Annotated in this window: 1 protein-coding gene (running past one end of the window); it reads left to right on the forward strand. The window is 68.9% G+C overall.

From position 1 onward, the window contains the following. The coding region annotated (locus MZTS_RS13855) for a GLUG domain-containing protein (RefSeq protein ID WP_192284292.1) crosses the window boundary (this coding region is incomplete at both ends): on the forward strand, nucleotides 1–21,500 show 21,500 of its 35,580 nt. The annotated region continues 14,080 nt past the right edge of the window.

The raw sequence follows: 21,500 nt of genomic DNA on the forward strand, positions 1-21,500 counted from the left end.
GGCCCCGGCGACGACCCCCGCCCCGGGCTCGACCGATCCGATCCCGGCGAGCCGCAGCCCGGCCTCGTCCTCCAAGGCCTTCGGCGGCCTGATCGTGTTCAACGAGGTGACCGGTGGGGCCGGCGCCCGGATCACCGATGCGACGGTGACCTCCGCCCTCGACCTGTCGGTCCGGGCCGAGGACGCGGCCGACATCTCGGCGACTCTGCTCAGCACCGTCACCGCCTCCGGCGGCGCCTCCTTCCAGTCGAAATCCGGCGCGGCCGGCACCAGCGGCGGGACCGGCGGTGGCTCGGTCATCGCCGCCAACGGCATCGCGGCGACCAACGTCGTGCGCGGCGGCGCCGAGGCCAGCGTTCTGCGCGCGACGGTCGAATCCACGGAGGGCAATCTCGCGGTCACCGCCGACAACAAGGTGGGCGTCGATGCGCGGCTGCGGGCCTCGACCACGACCTCAGGCGGCACCGGCAGCGTCTCCGCTGCGGTCACGCTCGCCTTCAACTCGGTGGGCTACGAGACCCAGAACCTTCTCTTCAACACCGTCGATGCGCTGATCGGCCAGTCGGCGATCTCCGGCGCCTTCGGCGGCGAGACTGGATCGGGCGCCAAGGCGACCATCGTGCAATCCTCGGCGAAGGCCGGGGGCGACCTGAGCGTCGCCGCGACCTCCGCCGCCAAGATCAACGCGACGGTCAGCAACGCTGCCCGCTCCTCGACCGATGCCCTGAAGGGGTCCGGCGGCACCGGCTTCGGCGTGGTGCTCGCCTCGAACAAGGTGAGCGGCAGCGCCGTCGCCTTCATCGACAATACCGGCGTCACCAAGGACATCACGGCGGGCGGGGCGCTCGCCGTCACCGCAACGGATGCGGCCGGTATCACCTCGAACGTCCAGATCGTGACGAGCTCGACGGTCGTGAAGACCGATGGCGGCTCCGTCACGAACCAGTCGAAGCTCAACAAGTATCTGCCGTCCAACTTCTCGACCAACCCGAACGAGGTCCAGTCGGCGACGATTCAGTCGAACCTGATCAAGAACCGCAGCGACTGGGCGCCGGCTCAGCTCACGGCCGTCGAGCAGCAGGTCACGGCGCAGGTCGCCCGGGTCAAGGGACTCGTCGAGCAGCTTCAGGCCGGCCCCGCGACGCTGTTGAAGCAGGTCGAGACGAACCTGCTCAAGCTCAAGGCGGGCGATGTCGCGAACGATTACCTGATCGCGATCAACCAGACCCTGGTCGACCAGCTCAAGGCGATCAAGCCCGGCACGATTCCGAGCACCGATCAGACCGACCTCGCCAAGCGGATCGAAGACGCGGCGAAGGCGCTGTCGGATCACTTGACGGTCGCCTCGATCAACACCGAAGCCGCCGACGCGGCGCGGAACGACGCGCTGAAGGTCGCTGCCGAGGCGGCGCGGCGCGGCTATCTCGACGATGCGGCTTTGCGCAACAGCGTCGTCGGCCCGAACAAGACCGCCACCACCGTCAAGGCGGAGCAGACGGTCGGACAGCTGATCCGCCTGCAGGTCCTCGCCGACCGGGCGGTGATCGAGGTCGGAGCCAAGATCAAGGACCTGAAGGATGGGCTCAACGCCTTCCTGAAGCCGTTCGGCCTGAGCACCGACAGCATCGGCACCCTCGACCTCTCGGCCTATGGCCAGAAGCCGAAGACGACGAACCCGCAGGATGTCACCTTCGGCACGCGGGTGCGGATCGCCGACGGCTACGCCAAGCCGACCTTCAAGACCGGGCAGGGCACCATCACGGTCAAGACCGGCGACACAATCCAGGATCTCGGTGGCAAGATCTACAAGTATGTCGGCGCCGACCTGCTGAGTGAGATCGATTCCCAGAGTCCCGACCTCACCGATGCGACGAAGTGGAAGCTGATCGCCGACAAAGCCGATGCCTACAAGGCCGGCGATATCTTCATCTATATGGGGGCCGACGCGAAGGTCGATCTCGCGGCGACGGATTACACCAATAAGCTGCTCTGGAAGCGGGCACTCGAATCGAACTTCATCCCGGATGGGCTGAAGCTGCCGACGACCGGCACCGGCACCGGCACGACGCCGGCCCCGGCCACCCCCGCCACCGAGACCGTCGCGCCGACCGGTGACCCCTCGGCCAACAACGCCGCCAAGACCGGCACGGTGACGCCGCAGCCGGCGTCGTCGCTCGCGATCGGCGGGCTCGTCGTGCTCAACAGCGTGCACGGCGATGCCGTGGCGCGGATCACCGGCGTCACCGCCACGGCGGGGGACGCCGTCACGGTCAAGGCGAGCGAGGCCGCCACGATCAAGGCGACCGCCGACAGCGCCGCCAACGTGAAGTCGTCGAATTCCTACAAGCCGACGGGCACCGGCACTCCGGCCCCGGCGCCGGCGGGTGACCCGTCCACCGACCGGAGCCTCGGCACCAAGAGCCAGCCCACCAGCCTCGCGCTCGGCGGCGTCATCGCCACCAACGCCGTCCTCGGCACGGCCCGGGCGGAGATCGTCGACAGCACCGTGACCGGTGCGGGCCTCGCGGTCGATGCGGCCAACACCGCCACGGTCGATGCGACCAACAAGACTGCCACCTCCAGCGACCAGGGCGCGGTCTCGATCACGCTTGCCTTCAACAGCGTCGGCTGGAAGGAGCAGAACATCCTGTTCCGCGCCGCCGACACGATCACCGGCCAGCCGCTGATCGCCGAGGCCGGCGACAACGCCTCCGATCCGTCGGGCGCGCGGGCGCAGATCCTGCGCAGCAACGTCACCACCACGGGCGCCGGCAACGCCCTCGCGGTCACCGCGCGGTCGGACGCCTCGATCAATGCGCAGCTGACCAACAAGGCCAGCGCCTCGCAGACCGTGCTCAAGGATGCGAGCGCCTTCGCCATCGGCTTCGCGCTGACCGGCAACCTCGTGAATTCCGAGGCCGTGGCCCGCATCGACAGCAGCAACGCGGCCGGCACCGCCATCGACTCGACCAAGACCATCGACGCCAGCGGCGCGGTGACGCTCTCGGCGACGAGCAACGGCAGCATCACCTCGGGCAACAGCCTCTCCGCGATCGCCAGCTTGACCAAGCCGAGCATGCTGGAGGACTTCGCCAACAAGATTCTCGACAATTACACCTACACCACCGAATCCGGCTCGAAGACCGTCAAGTTCGGCGACATCGTCTTCGCGAAGGTGAACGGCCAGGAGAAGCGGTTCGTCTATTTCGGCGACACGAAGGCCAACACCAATCTCAAGACGGAAAGCTACACGGAGGAGAACGGCTGGCGGGAGAACAACCTCCGCGAGTTCGTGCAATTCCTGCCGCCGGGCGTGCTCAACCTCGGCGAGAGCAAGGACACCGCCGGCTCGCCCACGCCGCCGGCCAGCGATGCCCAGCCTGCCAGCGGCCAGACCCCCGCCAAGCCCTACGCGGTGGCGGTGAGCGGCATCCTCGTGACCAACGACGTCCGCAGCGTCGCCACGGCGGCGCTGACCGGCATGACCGTCGCCAAGGCCGGCGATGTCAGCGTGCAGGCGGAGCAGAAGGGTTCGATCACGGCGAGTGTCGCCAGCAAGGTCGAGTCGAAGCTGAAGCCCGGCACCAAGGCCGGCACCAAGACCTCCGTCGCCGCCCAGGCCGTGATCGCCTCGAACGTGGTGATGGGCTCGAGCACCGCCACCATCGACCGGAGCAAGCTCGGCGACGCCGCCACGAGCGCGACCGTCGGCAATGTCTCGGTGAAGGCGCAGAACACCGGGGCGATCAAGGCCACGGTCGACAGCACCGTCGATTCCAGCGAGACCGCGGTCGGCATCACGGCGGCCTTCAACAAGATCGGCAGCCCGAGCACCAACGCCGTGTTCGATCTCGCCGCGACGCTCGCCGGCTTCGATCTCGACAGCCAGATGACCAAGGGCGGCCAGTTCGCCGCCACCGCCTCGATCTCGGGCCAGCCGATCAGCGCCACTGGCAAGGTCTCGGTGGAGGCGAAGTCCAAGGCGACCATCGACGCCACGATCACGAACGCCGTCACCTCGATCGGCTCGTCGACCACCAGCGTCGGCGCCGTCGCCGGCCTCAACTTCGTCCGGCTCGGCACCTCCGCCACCATCGCCGACATTGCCGGGCTCACCGCGGCGGGCGGCGTGGCCGTCAACGCGCTCAGCGCCTCCACCATCAATGCCGAGGTGAAGGCCCCGGTGACGGCGGTGGTCTACAACATGCCGGACACGTCCGGCACGGCCGGCGGCAGCAACACCTCCGGCAATACGGGCAATACCGGCGGCACCGACACGGCCACGACGACGCGCACGATCTCCGTCGCGGCGAGTTTCGCCCGCAACACCATCCTCGACGTCGTGCTCGAAGCCGGCCTCGACCGGGCCGGCGACGTGACCGCGAGCGCGGGCGATGTAAGCGTCGCCGCCTCCAACACCGCCGCCATCACCGCGAAGGTGGCGGCCACCGCCGTCGCCGTGCTGCTCAGCACCGAGCAGAGCAAGAATCTCGGCGTGTCCGGCGGCGGCGCGTTCGGCGTCAACACCATCCTCGGCGGGATCGAGGCGCGGATCGCCGACAGCAGGGTTTCGGCCTCGGGCAACCGGGCGCCGAGCGTCAGCGACGGAACCGGCGGCCAGGGCAACATCACCGTCTCCGCCAAGAGCAACGCCACCGTCACGGCGTCGGTCGAGGCGGCGGCGGCGGCCGTGATCGTCGGCAAGGGCGCCGCCCAGGCGGTGGCGTTGGGCGTCTCCCTCGCCTTCAACATGATCGGCTACAACTTCAGCCTGATCCCCGTGGACGGGACCGCCAGCCTCGCGGCGGACAAGGCCCGCTCCCTCGACGTCAAGGCGAGCGTGACGCGCTCCCGCCTGAATGCCGGGCGGCGGGTCGCGGTCGAGGCGGAATCGGGCGGCACGATCACGGCGAGAACCATCGCCGCCGCGGTCGCGGTCGGCGTTTCGACCGGCGGCGATTCCAGCAGTTCGAGCGACGGCAACCTCTCCCTGTCCGGGGGCGGGCTGTTCGTCCGCAACAAGCTCGTCACGTCGGCCTCGGCGGTGATCGACGGCACCGGCAGCACCGACGACGCGGTCACCTCCGTTAGCGAGGGCATCAGCGTCTCGGCCAAGGACACCGCCATCGTCCGCGCGACTTCTGTCGCGCTCGCCCTCTCGGCCAACCTGAGCGCGGATGCGAGCAACACCGCCTCGAAGTCGAGCGTGGCCATCGCCCTGTCGCTGGCCGACAACGCGGTCACCAGCGAGGTTTCCGCGCGCGTCGTTCAGGTCGCCAACCTCGTGACCCTCGGCGCCGTCACCGTCGGCGCCACCCGCAGCGCCGACATCTTCGCGCAGACCTACGCCGCCGCCGTCGGCGCGCAGGTCTCGTCGCAGGGCAACGGCACCTCCGTCAGCGGCGGCGGCGCGCTCGCCCTGAACACGATCCGGGGCTCGACCATCGCCGAGATCACCGATTCCAAGGTCGGTGACGCGGCGAATGGCGGCGCCAAGGTCGGCTCTCTCGATGTCTCGGCCACGGATGCGGCCAAGATCGTCGCCCTCACCGGCGCGGCCGCGATCACCCTCGCGGGAGCCGCCGAAGGCAAGGCCACCGGCGTCGCCGTCGGGGCCTCGGTCGCGAACAACGTCATCGGCGGTTCCGGCGCCGCGGTGCGGGCGACGGTCTCCAACACCCCCGTCCGCGCCACCGGCGCGGTCGGCGTGCGCGCGGAATCCACGGCGAAGATCGCGGCGACGACCGTCACGGTCGCGGTCGGCGTGTCGGCCAGCGGCACCGATTCCGCCCGCACGGTGAGCCTCGGCGGGTCCGGCGCGCGCAACGCCGTCGATGTCGCCACCACGGCCGAATGGGTGGCTGCGGACGGCAGCGCGGTTTCCGTCGATGCCGGCAGTCTCTCCGTCAAGGCGCGAAACGCTGCGGAGATCACGGCGGATGTCGGGGCGGCCTCGATTGCCGGCTCGTTCGGCCAGGGCGACTCGTTCGCGGTGACCCTCGCGGCGAGTGTCGCGATCAACGAGATCAGCGGCAATGTCGCCGCCACGGTCAAGAACGCCAATGTCGTCACGCAATCCGGCGGCGTGACCGTCGAGGCGAAGCGCGAGGGCAGCATCAAGACGCGCGCGGCGGCGGCCAGCGTCGCGGCCTCCGTCAGCACCAGCGGCAAGAGCATCTCGGTGGCGGGAGCCGGCGTCGCGGCGGTCAACAAGATCAACAGCGGCACCACGGCCACCGGCCAGAACGCGTCGTTCGACGCTCAGGGGGCGGTCACCGTCTCGGCCGGCAGCAAGACCACGATCGAGGCGCTCGTCGTCGGGGCCGCCGCGTCCATCGGCGCGAGCTCGACCGATGGCGGAGCCGGCGCCCTCGGCATCGCCATCGCCTATAACGAGATCGGTCGCTGGACCGCTTACGATGAATCCGCGCACACGCTGAGCGAGGCTCCCGTGCTCGGCGGCCGCAGCAACGTGTCGGCCACCCTCACGGGCACGCCGGTCAAGGCGACGGGCGCGCTCTCGGTCACCGCGGCGAGCGAGAACAGTGTCAAGGCCGACATCGCGGCCATTGCCGCCGGTGTCACCGTCGCCGGCGGCAAGGCCGGCGCGGTGAGCGGCGGCGGCACCTTCGCGATGAACAATATCGGGCTCGCGACCCTGGCCTCGATCGATGGCGACGGGACCGGGATCGGTCCGGGCATCCAGGCGGACAGCGCCAGGATCTCGGCCCAGGACATCTCGACGATCACCTCCCAGGCGCTCTCGGCCAGCCTCGCCGTCGCCATCGGATCCGGCAATGCCGCCGGCGTTTCGGTCGGCGGCAGCATCGGCCTCAACACCATCGCCAACGACGTCTCCGCGACGGTGAAGAATGTCGATCGCGGCCTGCAGACCGTCGGCGCGATCCTGATCGATGCGAAGTCGGCGGGGACCGTGACGGCCAAGGCCGCGTCGGCGGCCCTGAGCGTCTCCGGCTCGGGCGCGAGCGCCGCCGCCGTCACGGCGGCGGTCAACTATGCCCGCAACGTCATCACCACGAGCACCCGCGCGCAAGGAAGCGAGAGCCGGCTCACCACCACCGGCAGCAACGGCAACGTCGGCGTGAAGGCGGAGGCCTCCGCCACGATCGAGGCCGCGATTCTGGCCATCTCGGTGGCGGGTTCCGGTGGCGGCAGCAACGCCGCCGCCGTCGGCCTCGGCGCGGCCATCGCCGAGAACCGCATCGGCGTCTGGTCGAAGTCGGGGAGCGACGCGACGACGAGCTACACGCTCGCCGGCCAGGGCGGCACCGTTGTCGAGGCGTCGCTGACCCGCGTCGGCGTCGATGCGAAGGGTGCGCTCGCCGTCGAGGCGACGTCCACCAATCAGATCAAGGCCAATATCGCGGCGATCTCCGCCGGTCTGGCCGGGGGCGGGTCGAATGCCGTCGGCGTCAGCGGCGGCGCCACCGCCGTCATCAACGCCATCGGTGTCACCACGCAGGCCTTCATCGAAGGCAATGGTGTGGCCAACAGTGCCATCGCCAGCAACGCCATCAAGGCGGGCGCCGTCACCGTGAAGGCGGCCGACACGTCGAGCATCGTCGCCAACGCCCTGACCGCGGCGGTCAGCGCCGCCTTCGGCGGCTCGAACGGCGTCGCGGTCTCGGTCGGCTTCGCCCTCGCCCTCAACACCATCGAGGCCGCCGCCAAGGCGAGCATCAACAACCTCGACGGCGGCATCGATGCCGGCACGGGGGCGGTCCTGGTCGATGCCCGCAGCGGCGCGACCATCACCGCGACGACGACGGCGGCCGCCGTTTCCATCGGCGGTGGCGGTTCGGCCGGCGTCTCCATCGGCGGCGGCGGGGCTCTCGCCTTCAACACCATCCGCCCGGTCACGCGCGCCGTCCTGGCCGCGAGCCCGATCAGCCAGAGCGGCAGCGTCACCGTCACGGCGACCGGCAACTCGGCCATCTCGGCCCTCGTGGCCGCTGCCGCCCTCGGCGCGGGCGGAGGTGGCTCGGCCGGCGTCGGCATCGCCATCGGCGCCTCCGTCGCCGCCAACCGGATCGGCGACTGGACCTCGACCGGCGATGGACGCAACCGCGTCGACACGGCGGCGGCGCAGCAGAGCTCCGTCGTCGAAGCGATCCTGAGCGGCAGCAGCGTCAAGACCAGCGGCGCGCTGACGGTCGGTGCAACCTCGGCCCAGGCGATCTCCGCCCAGGTCGCGGCGGCGGCGGTCTCCATCGGCGGCGGCGGCTCGGCCGGCGTCGGTGTCTCGGCGGCCGGCGTTTCGGTCACGAACGCCATCGCGGTCGCGACCCGGGCCACCATCGATGGCGCCGGCACGACCGGCATCGTGGCCGGCAGCGTCTCGGTGAGCGCCGCCGACACCTCCACCATCGACGCCTATGCCGGTTCCGCCTCGCTGGCGGGCTCCGGCGGCGGTTCGGCCGGCGTTTCCGTGGCGGTCGGCTTCACGCTGGCGCTCAACAGCATCGCCGGCGATGTCGCGGCAACCATCACCCATGCCGACAGCCTGGTGCGGACGACGGGCGCGGCCGGCGTCTCGGTGAGTGCGTCGCGGTCGGGCCGCATCTACGCGGCTGCGGCGGCGGCGGCGATCAGCCTCGCGGGCGGCGGTGCAGCCGGCGTCGGCGTCTCCGGTGGCGGCGCCTTCGCCTCGAACCGGATCCTCGGCTCGGTCAATGCGACCGTCGATGCGAGCCGGATCACCACGGCGGGCAGCGGTGCCCTCACGGTCACGGCCACCGGCTCCTCCGAGATCACGGCGATCATCGCTGCGGCGGCGGCCTCCGGCGGTGGCGGCGGCGCGGCCGGCGTCGGTGTCGCCCTCGGCGCCAGCGGCGCCGAGAACCGCATCGGCACCTGGTCCAGCACGGGCGAGAGCGCCGCTCGCAAGGACACGCTCGAGGCCAACGGCGCCGTTGCGGTCCAAGCGGCGGTCAAGAACACGGTGCTCGACATCGCCGCAGCCCTGACGGTTCAGGCCACGGCAAGCCAGAAGATCTCCGCGACGGTCGTCGCCGCCTCCGCCGCCATCCAGGGCGGTGGCGCGGCTGGCGTGTCGGTCAGCGGCGCCGGTTCGGTGACCGCCAACGCCATCGGCATCGTCACCTCGGCGACGATCGACGGCGACGGGACCGGCTCGGACGGCATCAAGGCAGGCAGCGTCACCGTCACCGCAGCGAATACGGCGCAGATCATGGCCGTGACGGGAGCATCCTCGCTCTCCGGTGCCGGCGGCGGCGCGGCCGGTGTCGGCGTGGCGATCGGCTTCGCGCTGGCCATCAACAGCATCGCGGGCGGAATCCAGGCCTCGATCGCCAATGCCGATGCCGGGCTCACCACCCGCGGCGGCGGCGTCTCGGTCGGCGCGCGCAACGAAGCCCGGATCCGGGCGATCTCGGCGGCGGCGGCCGTCTCGGTCGGCGGCGGCGGCGCGGCCGGCGTCTCGGTGAGCGGCGGCGGCGCGGGAGCGTCGAACGTCATCACCCTGCGGACGAATGCCTTCGTGGCCGACAGCGTGCTGACGGTGCGCGGCGGCGCTTCCACGGTGAAGGCGGAGGCCACCGCCGACATCCAGGCCCTGATCGTCGCCGCGGCGGCGGCGGCCGGTGGCGGCGGCGCGGCCGGTGTCGGCGTCTCGGTCGGTGTCGGTGCGGCCTCGAACACCATCGGCTCCGGCAACGAGGTCCAGGCCTCGATCAGCAGGTCGAGCCTCAACTCCGACGGCGCGCTCAGCCTGACCGCGACCTCGAACCAGACGATCAAGGCGGATGTGGCGGCGGTTTCCGCCTCGCTCCAGGGCGGCGGCGCGGCCGGCGTCAGCGTCGCGGGCTCCGGCACCGGCGCATCCAACACCATCGCCGTGGCGACGCGGGCCTTCATCGACGGCGCTGGCGCCGCCGGCATCACGGCCACGCAGATCGCCCTCGCCGCGAAGGACAGCTCCACCATCACCGCCTCCGTCGCTTCGGCCGGCATCGCCGGCAGCGGCGCGGGCATCGCCAGCGTCGGCGTCACGGTCTCGGCCTCGCAGGCCACCAACCGCATCGGCAACGTTGTCGAGGCGCTGATCCGCAACGCGGATGCCGGTGTCACCTCGACCGCCGGCGATCTCTCGGTCGAGGCCGAGAGCGGCGGTTCTATCCAAGCCATCGCCACGGCGGCCTCTCTCAGCCTCGGCGGCGCCGGCATCGCCAGCGTGCAGGTTTCCGGCGGCGGCGCGGCGGCGCTCAACGTCATCACCACCCGCACCCGCGCGGCCATCGAAAAGGCCGCCGGCCAATCCGCCCTCAACCAGGTGACCAGCGGCGCGGGGCTGCGCGTCTCCGCGAAGAGCACTCAGGACATCGACGCGAAGGTGGTCTCGCTCTCCGCCGCGGGCGGCGGCGCGGGTATCGCCAGCGTGCCGGTGGCGATCGGTCTCTCCGGTGCGCAGAACATCATCGGCAGCTGGACCCTGACCGACAAGAACGGCAAAAACCTCGACCAGCCGATCCTCGACACCGATGGCAGCGCCAAGGTCGAGGCGCTGATCGCCGATACCGTGGCGACGGCGCAGGGATCCGTCGCCGTGACGGCGACCTCGTCCAGCAGCATCGACGCGACCGTCGCGGCGGCCTCCGCCGTTGTCACCGGCGCGGCCGTGGCCGTGGGCGTCGCCGGTTCCGGCAGCTATTCGGGCAACGCCATCAGCCTCGCCACGAGTGCGGCGATCACCGGCGGCGCGACCAGCGTCACCGGCTCCGACGTGACCGTGCGCGCCAAGGACCAGGCCGCGATCACCGTCGATGTCGGCTCTGCGGCCGTGGCCGCCGCCGGTGGCGGTGTCGGCGTGGCGCCGTCCATCGGCGTCGCCGTCGCCCTCAACGTCATCGACAACGCCGTGACCGCCCTGGTCGATGGCGCCTCCGTGACGACCCGCGCGGGAGCGATCCGGGTCGAGGCGCTGGTTCCGGCCGACGATCCGGCGACGCCCGGCTTCGACGGGGCGAGCATCCGCGCCCGGGTCGCTGCCGCCTCCGTGGCGCTGTCCGGCGGCGGCGTTGCCGTCTCGGTGGCGGGTGGCGGTGCCATCGCCACCAACCTGATCGGCGGTTCGACCCGCGCCCGGCTCAACAATGCCCGCCTGAACGCCTCCGGCGACGTGGCGGTGGCCGCCGCGAACAACAGCCGCATCGAGGCCGAGGTGGCCGCGCTCGCGGCCGGCGTCAGCATCGGCGGTGTCGCGGTCGGAGCCAGCATCGGCACCGGCGTCGCCACCAACCTGATCGGCAGCGAGATCACGCAGACGGTCGGCGGCCAGAACAAGACGACGAAGTCGTCGGCCCTCGTGATCGAGGCGCTGTCGAAGGACACCACGATCCAGGCCGGCGGCACCCTCGCCGTCACGGCCGATTCCGGCCAGACCATCAAGGCGACGGTGGTCGCCGGTTCGGTCGCCATCTCCGCCGGTGCCGTCGCCATCAGCGCCGCCGGCGCGGGGGCGGGCACCCATAACCGCATCGGCGCCCTGGTGAGCGCGGCCATCGACGGCGACGGCGCGGACGACAAGATCACCGCCGGCACCGTCACGGTGGCGGCGCGGGATACGTCGTCCCTCAGTGTCGAGACCGGTGCGGCCTCGGTCGCGGCCGCCGTCGGCTTTGCAGGCGGCGCCTCGTTCTCCCTCGCCGTCGCGGCGGCGGACAATGTGATCGCCAATTCCGTCACGGCGGCGATCAGGAATCTGAACGGGGCGGGCGGCCTCACCGCCCGCGGAGCGGTCAGCGTCACCGCCACTGAGAGCGCGACCCTGACCAGCCGTGCCCGCGCCGCGGCCATGTCCGGCAATGCCTCCGTCTTCGGCGTGGCCGTCGCGGGCGGCGGCGCCGGCACCGGCGACACGGTCACCAGCACCACGGGTGCCAGCGTCAGCGACAGCAGGATCACGACCACGGGCGACATTTCCGTCCGGGCCAGCGACACCACGACCATCGACTCGCAGGTGCTCGGCATCTCCGTGGCCGGCGGCCTACTCGCGCTCGCGGCCGGCGGCTCGGTCGCCAAGGTCGAGGCCCGCCCGACCGTGACCGCCTCGGTCGAGGGCGGCGCGCTCTCCGCCGCCAATGTCAGCATCGTCGCGACCGCGCTGCCCTCCGTCGCAGCCGGCGCGCAGGGCATCAATGCCGGCACCGCCGCCATCGGTGCCTCGGTCGCCGACGCCAAGGTGGCGGCGGTCGTCGGAGCCTCGACGAAGAACGTCACGATCACCGCCGCGAGCCTGACCGTGTCGGGCAATCTCGCCCAGCAATCCGGCCGGGATTCCGTCACCGCGACCGCGTCCGGCTCGGTCGGCGGCTTGATCGGCCTCAACTCGACGGTCACCACCGCCACCAATGCCAGCCGTGTCACGAGCCTCGTCGATGTCGGCACGGTGCTCGCCGTGACCGGGGCGGTGGCCGTGATCGCCAGCGGCACGACCCGGCAGACCTCGGTCGCCAGCAGCGCCAGCGCCGGTCTGATCGCGGCCGGTGCCACCGTCTCCAGCGCCACCTCGGCCACCGAGACCTCCTCCGGGATCGCCTCGCTCGGCGCCCTCGACGCGGGCTCGATGACCGTCACCGCCCTGGGGGTCGACAACAACTTCGCCAAGGCGATCGCCGGCAGCGGCGGTCTCGTCTCGGGAGCCGCCGCCAGCGCCAGCACCGTCACGGGCGGCAGCACCACGGCGCAACTCGCCCGCGGCGTCACCGTCAACCTGACCAAGCGCAGCGACAGCACCGGCCTGTTCTATCTGGCGGCCGAGCATGTCTCGACCCTGAACGGCCAAATCATCACCGACAGCTACGGGGCGCTCGCCGGTTCCGGCGCGGTGGCCGACAACGTCGTCACCCAGCGCACCATCGCCAGCTTCGGCGAGGGCTCCCGCGTCACGGCGCGCGACATCGTCGCGACCGCGACCAACACCGTGAACAAGCCGCAGCTCGACCAGTCCACCATCGTCGGCTCGACGGGCGGCCTCGCCAGCGGCGCGGCGGCCCGCAGCGGCACGATCATCGACGTGATCACGCGGGTCGATGTGCTCAGCGATGCCGGCCGGAAGACCGACCTCACCACGGTCGCCCGCTCCGGCAGCCAGGGCGGCATCCGTCTGGCGGCGAACAACATCATCAACGCCTACGACAAGGTCTCGCTGACGACGGGTGGCGCGCTCTCCGGTGCCGGTGCCTATTCGAGCATCGAGACGCGGAACTTCCAGGCGCAGGTCAATGTCGGCGCCAGCGCGAACCTGTTCACGCTCGGCACCCTGATCCTCTCGGCCAATGGCAGCGGCAACGCCTATTCCGTCTCGAACTCCGAGACTTACGGCGCCGCCACCGTCGCCACCGGCAGCACCGCCGTCATCGTGCGACCGGACAATTCGGTGAATGTCGGCGCGAACGCCACCGTCACCGCCTATGGCGATGCCAATCTCTTCGCTGGCACCAACAAGAACGCCTACGACGACGCTTACGACACCTCGGCGACGACCGATAACTTCGCCGGCAGCGCGATCCCGATCAGCTCGCTCGCGGCCAAGATCCGCGTCGAGGAGACCAACACGATCAAGATCGATGGCGGCGCCACGATCAGCACCGCCGGCAACGCCAACCTGTTCACGAACCGCAAGGGCAATTCCAACGCCGTCTCGCGGATGAAGGGCACGAACTGGACGACCGCCGTCGCCGGCGCGATCGACAGCCTGCTCGGCGGCTCGGCCGTCACGCCGGTCGGCGATGCCAAGACGGGCTCGATCGGCGTCGTGATCGTCGATGGCACCGTCGTTACCGGGATCACTCGCAACATCTCGATCGTCATCGACGACCAGCCGGAGAGGGAGAACGACACCTCGCCGACCGTGTTCACGGGCACGGTGCGGCTGAACGGCCAGAAATACGACTCCGCCGGCAACCCGATCGCCGAGTCGGATCTGAGCACCAAGAGCTTCACCATCTCCCTGGCGCAGGGGGCGACCAGCGCGTCCACGACGCTGCCGAAGCTGCCGATCACCATCAGTCTCGGCTTCGCCGAGGCACAGTCGAACCAGATCAAGGCCTATCAGGACGCGACGGCCGGTCTCGCGACCTACGAGGACAACGCCACGCTCCAGGCCTATTACCAGGGCGAGGTCAACCGCATCAAAGCCGAGCTGCTCGCCTCCGGGCTCGCAGAATTCAACAAGGATTATCAGGGCCGGGACGTCCTGACACCGGTCTACAGGAAGGTGCAGGTGCTCACGGTGAGCGCGTTCTCGGCGGGCGCCGGCAGCATCATCGTGCGCGCCGATGCGCTGCTCGGTTCGGGCAAGCTCGACGCCGCCTCCGACACCGAGGTCAAGATCACCAACAATTCGTTGGCCACCCTCGTCATCGGCGGCATCACCATGCCGGAATCCAATGGCGGCACCTTCTTCAACGATGCGCAGATCCCGGTGACGGCGAGCGACGACTTCGAGGTCCGTCGTCAGGCGATCATCACCAAGAATGCCGCGAGCCCCGACGCCGCGGCCGCCAAGGCCCTCGCCGGCGGCCGTGAGGTGGCGTTCCAGGTGCTGACGGTCGGCGGCATCGCCACCGCCAACAGCAAGAGCGACATCTATCTCATCAACACCTCGGGTGCCCGCGACGGCAATCTGGCGCCTTCTATCCAAGTCATCGGTGACATCTACGCGCCGACCGCGGTCTTCCATGTGAAGACCACCGGCAGCGGTGACCTGACCATCAATGCCAACAGCGTCGTCAAATCGCCCGATTTCGATGTCGGCGGCGCCGTGTCGCTCGGCGTGACGACGGATTTGCGCACCTATTCCGTCGGCGGCGATCCCTACGGGCAGATTCAGGCGGTCCTGGAGGCCAATGGCGGCCCGATGTCCGGCAAATCCGGCAGCGACATCGCGACGGCCCTCTCCCAGGGAACCAAGAGCATCATCGCCAGCGGCGCCGTGACCATCAAGGCGCAGTATCTCAACCTCAACGGCCTCGTGCAGAGCGGCCGCGACACCTACAATCTCGTCATCGATCAATCGGTCGAAGACGAGATCCAGGAAATCATCCGGGATCCGAACCGCAGCGCGAATCTCACCAAGTTCTCCCGCGACGGCTTCTCGGCGAGCTACAACCGCCGGACCGGCGCCATCGAGATCAACGAGATCGTCTCGACCGGCGGTCAGATCAATCTGACCGGCGTGATGCTCAACACCAACCAGGGCAGGGGTGAGTTGCGGGCGCTCGGCGGCTACGCCACCGTCACCGTCACCAACAAGCTCGACCGCGACGTCGTCCTCAACCGCATCGACCTGTCCAAGCGCGGCATCGGCGAGATCAACATCAAGGATCTGGCCTACAAGACCGATGCGAACGGCAACGGCATCGCCGACGGCGACGACATCGCCTTCCGCCAGACCCTGATCCGGCAGGATGCCGATGGCGTCGTCACGCGCTACAGCGCCGACCTGACCAGCACCGGCCGGGAGATCGCTACCTATACCGGCAGCAGCACGACGCAGTACGACCCGAAATCGGGCTACCGCTATGCCTTCACCATCGGTCAGGGCAATAAGACCACCTATACGCTGACCAGTGGAAGATCGTCCTGGCTCGGCATCGACGCGCTCGCCAAGGATCCGCCCGATCTCGGCAAATTCGATAAGGAAGTTACAGATAAGGCGGCTCTGATGCCGGAATCCGCCTATTATTACATCGATGCCAGCCAGCAGGGTTACGCTTTCCTCGGCGCGCCCGAATATACGCGCGATATCAGCAAGCCGAAGATAGTAAAAGACTGGATCGAGAGCACTTGGTACGGAACGAAGACCTATTGGACCAAGCTTCAGACTGTCCAAACTACGCAAATTCAGGCGACCCATAGCCTCGAGGCCGATTATGGCATCGCGATCACCTTCACCGGCGGTCGGACCGGCACCGTCAAGATCGACTCGCAAGGCTCCGGCCGTGTCCTGATCGCTGGCGGCATCAAGAACGACAACGGCAACACGACGATCCTCTCCGGCGGCACGATCCAGCATCAAGGCTCGACCAGCGCGATCACCGGATCGCATGTCGTCCTGGCGGCGGCGAGCGGGATCGGTGTCGGCAACGGCACCAAAGGCTTCGATCAGCCGCTCAACGTCACCACCGTCGGTGCCGGCAACAGTCTCAAGGCCACCACCACCGCGGGCAACATCAACCTCAACGTTCGCACCGTCGATAACGAACTCGGGATCGACAGAATCGCGGCGGGCGGCGGCTACGACGTCAAGCTCGTGGCCACCAGCGGCGTGACCATTGCCGGCGAGGGCGTGATCGCGGGCGGCTCACTGAACCTGTCGGCAGGGGGCCGCTTCGGCTCCGAGGCTGCGCCGATCAAGCTCGACGGCGGCAGCACCGGCCGCGACAAGACCGACATCACGGCGGCCGGCTCGGTCGGTATCCGGGAGATTTCGGGCGATCTGCGCCTCAACAGCCTGACCGCCAACGGCGACGTCTACGTCAAGGTCGATTCCGGAAGCCTGCTCAACGTCAACACCAACGTCGTCCGCGACGACCGCCTCGCATCCCAGCTGATCAACGGCGTCTGGAAGGATCTCGCGCTGACGGCGGCGGACGCGGATCTCAAGTTCCAGAGGACGCTCAGCGCCTACGAGGCCACCCGCGAGAGCGATTACAACACCTACTGGTCCTACCGGAACCAGCAGCCGGATCCGTCCCGCTACGACGGCACGTTCGAGGTGAAGCTCAACCAGAAGACCGGCGAACTCGCCTATTACACCTCCCTCTACACGGAGCAGGCGAGGGACCAGGGCATCACCGGTACCGCGGCGGTGAAGACCTATGTCGACAACGCGATCAAGACGATCGAGACCAGCCGCACGCTGCAATACCGCACGCTGCACGCGCAGTACGGCGTCTACGGCGACGTCTATCACGCCGACCTGACCGGGGATTACGCGACCTACTGGGCGATCCGCGGGACGCAGGCCAACAGCGCCGTCTTCGACGCCACCTACACGGTGCAGGCGACGGCGGCGTCGCTCGCCAAGATCCAGGCGACGACGCATGCGGCCCCGATTGCGGGCGATGCCCTGATCGCCCGAGTCACGGCCCAGATCGCGCAGATCGAGAGCGGGCGGACGGGCAGCAATGCCCGGCTGAGCGAGGCCGAGATCGCGCAGCTCTACGCGACCGCCATCGAGGCCGAGGCGCGCGGCACCCCGCTGACCGGCACGACCCTCACCGATTACGTGAACGCGCAGCTCAAGCAGCTCACCGACTCGAGGAATGCCGATTTCAACAACCTGAAGTTGGTCTTCGGTAGCTTCGACGCTTCGCAGGTCACGAACTTCACGCAGCAATACAATCAGTATTGGCAGCTGCGCGAGGCGGGCGATGCGGCTACGCTGCAATCCCAAACCTACAAGGATCTCGATGCGATCTTCGGCGGCTTTGGCAGCCACTACATCGAGAAGCTCGGCACCGCTTACGATCTCTACAGCACCTATCTCAAGAACGGCGCGGCGATCGATCGGCTGAAATCGGACTTCGCGGCTTTCGATGACTCGAAGGTCACGAACTTCGCACAGCAATACGATGCCTACTGGCAGATGCGGCAGTCCGGCGACGCGGCCACGCTGCAGTCGCAGTCCTACAAGGATCTCGACGCGATCTTCGGCGGCTTCGGCAGCCAGTATCAGGCGAAGCTCGCCGCGACCTACGACGTCTACGTCACCTATCTCAAGAACACCTCGACCCTTCTCAGCATCGACGAACTGACCACCCTGAAGGCGCAGTTCACCGAGGATGCGAAGTCCCAGACCCTGGGCGAGGCGGCGCTTCGGATGGAGACCTCCGCCAAGGTGGTCGCGGCGGAAGCCACGCTCAAGGCGAGCTACGCCGCCCTGCATGCCCGCTTCGGCGGCCTGGGCAACGTGTACGACACCTCGAAGGTCGCGTCCGAAACCTCGGCCGTGCAGACCGATTACGAGACCTATTGGAGCTACCGCAACCAGCAGGTGGATCCGAGCGTCTACAACGCGTCCTTCGCGCCGCGTCTCGCCGGTGAGGCGCTCACCAAGGCGGTGGCCACGGCCCGCCAGGCGGCCGAGACGGAGAACAAGAGCTCGGCCGCCATCGACGCGGCCCGCACCGCCGCGGAAAGCGCGCGGTCCGCGGCCCTCACGGCGCAGTACCGTTCGCTCCACGCCTTCTTCAACAGCCTGCCGGGCTCCTACAACACCGCCGACACCCCGAACGCGAATGCGCTGACGGCGCGGAAGCAGAGCGCCCCCGCCTTCTTCATCGACAAGGCGACGGCCGATGCGATCGATGCCGGCATCAAGCGCTGGACGCAGGACGAACTGCTGAGCGCTGTCGGACAGGGCCTGCTCAAGGAGACGACCAGCACGATCGTCGACAAGCAGGACGCGATCATCAAGGGCGTCAACGTCAAGATCGTGGCCTCGGGCAATATCGGCTCGGCCAGCGGCAAGACTTTGGTCGATATCGGGCCCGGATCCAAGGCGCTCACCCCCGACCAACAGATCGATCTCGCCGCCGCCGAGCGCAGCGATCTCTTCTTCCTGACGAAGGCGCCGATCACGACCAACGTCGTGTTCGGCCAGTCCGGCCAGTACGGCACCGTTACGCGCCAGGACGGCGGGAATTGGGATACGAGCGTCTTCTTCGACAAGAACGGCCAGCTCTACAGCGGCTCGCTCTATATCGGCGGCCTGACCTCGAACGCCTCGGCCGAGAGCGCGACGACCTACAGGCTCGTCAGTGTCGTCGGCGGCGTGATCACCGTCGACAAGCATTTCGTCAGCGAGGGGATCGCCCGCGACATCGATCTCGGCGTCAGCATCGCCGTGTCCGGTGAGGCGCCGCGCGTCACCACGGAAGTCGCCTTCGACTTCCTGAAGGCGGCCCCGACCGCCCTGAACGTCAGCTTCAGCAATGATGCGGCGACCCATCAGGGCATCCTGACCCGCAATGACGGCGTGGCCTGGGATGCCTCCTACGCGGTCGGCGACACGCTCTACATTGCCGGCAACACCGCCAATACCAGCGCCGCGGCGACGAGCGTCTACCGCATCGCCTCGGTCGACGGCTCGGTGATCCGGCTCGAGGCGAAGCTGCTGTTCGTGCCCGAGGCCAACGTCTCCGTGACGGTCGGCGTGCGCTCCACCGGCCAGACCGGCGTGTCGGTGATCACCCGCGCCTCCGGCAACTTCCTGGGCGACGGGTTCAAGGACGGCATGCTGATCGGCTTTGCCGGCACCTTCGGCGTCACCACCGCCAACGCGACCACCAAGGACACCAGCTTCACGATCAAGCAGGCCAGCGCCCGGACTCTCATCCTCGAGAGCGGCAGCGCCCTCAAGACGGAGAGCGCGCGCACCGTCGTCGTGTTCCAGTCGGCCAAGGATCCCGGGAATCCGTTCAACCAGATCACCAAGCTGCTCATCCAGAAGCGCAAGGCGATGGTCGTCGAGAGCACCGGTGCATTCACCGTGACCTCGGACGCTCAGATCTACATCAACACCGCCAAGCTGCTGACGCTCGGCACCATCGAATCCACCAACGGGAAGGAAATCCGCCTCAAGTCCTCGACCGGTCTCGTCAATGGCGGGGCGGCTGATGCGGTCAACATCAAGGGCGGCGACACCGTGCTCGAAGGCGGCGACGGTGGCGTCGGCAGCGCGGCGAAGGTGATCGGCATCAGCCTCACGAACGGCGCGACCCTGGCGGTCCGCGCGGCTCAGGACATCTTCGTCACCGCCCGCAACGGCGACCTGAACCTGGAATCCGCCTATTCGCAGGGCGGCAACGTCACCTTCGTGTCCGACAAGGGCAGCATCCTCGACGGTGTCCACACCGACACCAACAAGATCGTCGCCGCCAACGTCTACCTGAAGGCGGCGGGCTCCATCGGCACCGCCAGCGACGCCATCGAGGTCAAGCTGACCGGCACCATCCGGGCGAGCGCCACCGGCGACATCGCGCTGACCGAGACCGAAACCAGCATGAGGGTGGTGGCGATCACCACCAAGGGCGATGTCGTCCTCTCGGCCAAGGCGTCGATCCTCGACGGCGGCGATCTGTCGAACCCGCGCGACATCGATTCCGCGCCGGTCGCCGGCGGCGGCCGCGCCAATGTGAGCGGTCGCTCGATCACCCTCATTGCCCTCGACGGCATCGGCACCGCCGCCGACGGGCTGGAAATCGACAGCAACGTCGACCGCACGACAACCGGAACCGTCACGCTCCGGGGCGGCCTGAGCAACCTCTACGTGGCGGAAACGACGGACGATCTCTACCTCGCCAGCGTCGGCACCGCCGCGAACCGCACCGCCTTCATCACCGCCATCGCCGGCAGCATCCTCAACGGCTCGACCAATTACAACGAGGTGACCGGCGGCAGCTCGAATCTCAGCTCCGGCAAGGCCTATCTGATCGCCTCCGGCAGCATCGGTTCGGAGACGAAGCGCGTCGTCGCCAACATGCACAGCCTCGACGGCGACAGGTTCGGCGGCATCGAAGCGCGCTCGACCAGCGGCGACATCTGGCTGTGGAACGTCGGCGGCCTGCGGGTCGGCGGCGTCACCGGAGCCAGCACCGGCCTGCAGGCCGGCGGCAGGATCAGCGTGCGCACGTCGAGCCCGCTCACGGTCGACTCGGACATCATCAGCTCGGATTCGATCACGCTGAATTCCGGCGAAGAGACCAACAAGACCGACGACTTCCTGATCGTGAAGAGCGGCGTCACCGTCTTCTCGACCGGTGGCTCCGTCACCCTCACGGCCGGCGACGACCTGACCGTCGAGAGTGGCGCGACGGTGAAGGCCAAGGGCGCCATCCATCTCGGCGCCGATTACAAGGTGATCACCGAGAAGGATGCCAACGGCAACGATCGCGAGCGGGCCGTCCCGTCCGACGACGCGGCCGCGAAGATCAGGCTGCTCGGCACCATCGTCGGCGCCTCGATCTCGATCGACGGCAGCACGAAGGGCGGGGAATACACCCTCGACGGCACGTTCCGGACCGGCGACCGCACGATCACCGGCACCACCGAGGGCCCGCTCACGCGCGGCGGCTCCATCACCCTGCTCACCAGGGGCGGGGACAACACGATCTCGCTCGGTGGCACCTACGCCACGGGCACGATGGAGATCGACGGCGGCGCGGGTGTGGAGACCGTGAGCCTCGGCGGCAACTACACCCTCGACGCCCTCACCATCGATCTCGGGGAGGCGGGCAACAGCCTCACCGCCGACGGCCTCTACACCGTCGGGGGTGCCCTCGCGATCAAGGCCGGCGCGGGCCGCGACGTCATCGACCTGAAGGGTCGCTACGAGGCCGGCTCGATGTCCGTGCAGGCGGGCGACGGCGACAATGCGCTGACGCTGACCGGCATCTACCGCATCGCCAATGCCTTCGAGATCGGTGGCGGTTCCGGCGCCGACACTCTGAGCG

This window comes from Methylorubrum zatmanii, assembly GCF_014845115.1.
GTDB lineage: Bacteria > Pseudomonadota > Alphaproteobacteria > Rhizobiales > Beijerinckiaceae > Methylobacterium > Methylobacterium zatmanii.